Origin of the sequence: Catenibacterium faecis, from assembly GCF_014306455.1 — a bacterium.
Taxonomy (GTDB): Bacteria; Bacillota_I; Bacilli_A; order Erysipelotrichales; family Coprobacillaceae; genus Catenibacterium; species Catenibacterium mitsuoka_A.
In genome coordinates this window covers 1-2,280 of the sequence record NZ_JACRWG010000114.1, presented here as the reverse complement: position 1 = coordinate 2,280, position 2,280 = coordinate 1, and the positions used below count along the sequence as shown (strand labels likewise).

Annotated in this window: 2 protein-coding genes and 1 rRNA gene; all 3 read left to right on the top strand. The window is 32.7% G+C overall.

The genetic code is table 11. The features are described 5' to 3' along the window. The first annotated feature begins 9 nt into the window (after nt 1-9). The 3 genes from rrf (at nt 10) to H8909_RS12880 (ending at nt 2,189) form a co-directional block, all read left to right on the top strand. Nucleotides 10-118, top strand: a 5S ribosomal RNA gene (rrf, locus tag H8909_RS12890). Between the two features lie 395 nt (nt 119-513). Continuing rightward, nucleotides 514-1,062: a signal peptidase I gene (gene lepB, locus H8909_RS12885; RefSeq protein WP_187013110.1), complete on the top strand. Its 549-nt coding sequence runs from the start codon at nt 514-516 to the stop codon at nt 1,060-1,062. Between the two features lie 20 nt (nt 1,063-1,082). Continuing rightward, on the top strand, nt 1,083-2,189 hold the full coding sequence (locus H8909_RS12880; RefSeq protein WP_187013109.1) for a hypothetical protein: 1,107 nt from the start codon (nt 1,083-1,085) through the stop codon (nt 2,187-2,189). Nucleotides 2,190-2,280 lie beyond the last annotated feature (91 nt).

Here is a 2,280-nt window from a genome sequence, read left to right as displayed (position 1 = left end):
CCTCGAGGATCTGGCGGCGATAGCATGATGGACACACCCGTTCCCATCCCGAACACGGAAGTTAAGCATCATAACGGCGACGATAGTGTGAAGACGCGACAATAGCAAGCTGCCAGGTCCTTTTTTTATACAAAAATCCGAATAACAACATTTATTTAACACGCTATAAAAGCGTGTTTTTATTATGTACAAATATATATACACACATAATATTTGATACACATTTCTTAAAAATGTAACATCTAATCTTCTTTTAAAATCAAAAAAATATCGAATAATCCAACGAAAATATGATTTTAAAATCCAAAACAATAAAACAAACATCGTAAACTTGTTACATACCACACTTTTAAATACTTTACAATAAAAATACGCAAAAAAATCGTATTTTTTGCTTCATATTTCTTGAAACATATATTAAAAAATGTTACATTAAACCCACTGTTTCGGATTTAACTATTATTAAAGTAGGTTAACATAAATGTTGCAATTAAATGAGATTGGAATGAAATTATGGATAAAACTGAGTCAATTCATATAGAAAAAGAAAAGTCTAAAAAACAATCAAAGAAATTACATAAGATCATTGTTCTAATTGTTGTAATAGCACTCTCTTTCTTAATAGCGACACAATGGATATCTGTACTTAGAATCCAGAGTTCTGCTATGTCACCAACTATTGATGCCGGACAGATTGTGATTGTTTTAAAAAAGAAGAAAGTCCAGCAAGGAGATATAGTTGCTTATAGAAAGAAGAATAAATTATTTGTAAAGCGTGTGATTGCAGGTCAGGGGCAATATGTTGATATTGATCTCAATGGAAAGGTATCAGTTGATCAAAAAAGAATCAAAGAAGATTATGTAGGAGAATTGTCTTTAGGCAAATGTGATATTAGCTTACCTCATCAAGTAGACCAGTCTCATTGGTTTTGCATAGGGGATGAAAGAGAAGTCTCTGTTGATTCAAGAAGTTCACTCATTGGAGATATCTCAGAAGATGAAATAGAAGGAGTCGTAGTTTTTAGCATTTGGCCACTCAATAAATTTAGAATAGTTCAATAGAAAGGAGGCGCCTTTAGCGTATGAAAGTTGTTCAATATTTTAAACATGCAAGAAATTTAAATGCCTATAAGAAAAAATATAAACGCTTAACACATGCTTTATTATGTGTCTTTGTCTTATGTGCCGCCTTTGTATTGACAACTTATGCTGGGGCTGAAACACATAATTTAGAGAATTACACATATGTTTCGTATTCACAATCATCTGATTTAGATGACGAGGAAACGTTACAACTTCTTACTATTGATGAGTCTACTCATCCCGTCTATGTCTTACAGAAAAACAATATAGCATCTGTAAAGGTATCTACAGATAAGAATAGCGATGGTATAGAAAATGGTACTATTACACCTGATACCAAATATCTTAAACTTAAAGTAGAATTCAAGAATATCCATGCTGCTATACTAAACAGTCAATATGGAGGATCTTTTGCATATGATCTTCCTGAATTCTTCCGTTCTACAAGTACAGCAGAAAGACCGATTATTGATGATAATAATAAAGTAATTGGGAAAATTCATGTAGAAAATGGACAGGCTATTGTCACATATACAAAAGAATTCTTAGAGAGTCTAGGTGAACATGCAACTCTTTCTGGGAACTTCTTCCTAGAAGGAGAAGTAGATTTGAGTACATTAGATAAAGAAAATGGTTCTATACAAGCTACATTTCCTAATGGAAGCATTAAATTGGAATATGGTCCTCACTACTTAGAAAAGTACAGTGAGGTCAAAGTAGAAAAGTCTTATACAAAAGATCCAAAGAGTGATTATATCAAATATACACTCACTGTATCAGCAGGTCCCGATGGCAGTCAAAATATCTATGTGGTCGATAAGTTTACAACTTATAAAAACCTAGTTACTTATGCAGGGGATATCTCTCATACACCTACAGAACTAGGTACTACAGAAGATGGACAAAAGCCATATGAAACAAGAAATACAGATATAGCAGGTCAGATTTATTTAACGAATCAGCCTAATTCTGATAAAGAAATACCTGAGTCTGTAACTGATAGCACTAAGATTAACAAGCCGGGAAGTATTGTCTGGTCAATAGATAAACTCGCTCCTAATGAAACAAGAACATTGACTGTTAAACCGCAAACTCTACCCATCTGATAACTGCAAATTATATTACCCTATATAATAATGTATTCTTATAGCGACCGCAGTTTATTTCAATCAATAAATCATAGATAAAGAAAAGATG

What these genes read in the sequence shown, in the direction of transcription:
- lepB (WP_187013110.1), top strand. Translation starts at nt 514, where the DNA reads ATGGATAAAACTGAGTCAATTCATATAGAAAAAGAAAAGTCTAAAAAA.
- H8909_RS12880 (WP_187013109.1), top strand. Translation starts at nt 1,083, where the DNA reads ATGAAAGTTGTTCAATATTTTAAACATGCAAGAAATTTAAATGCCTAT.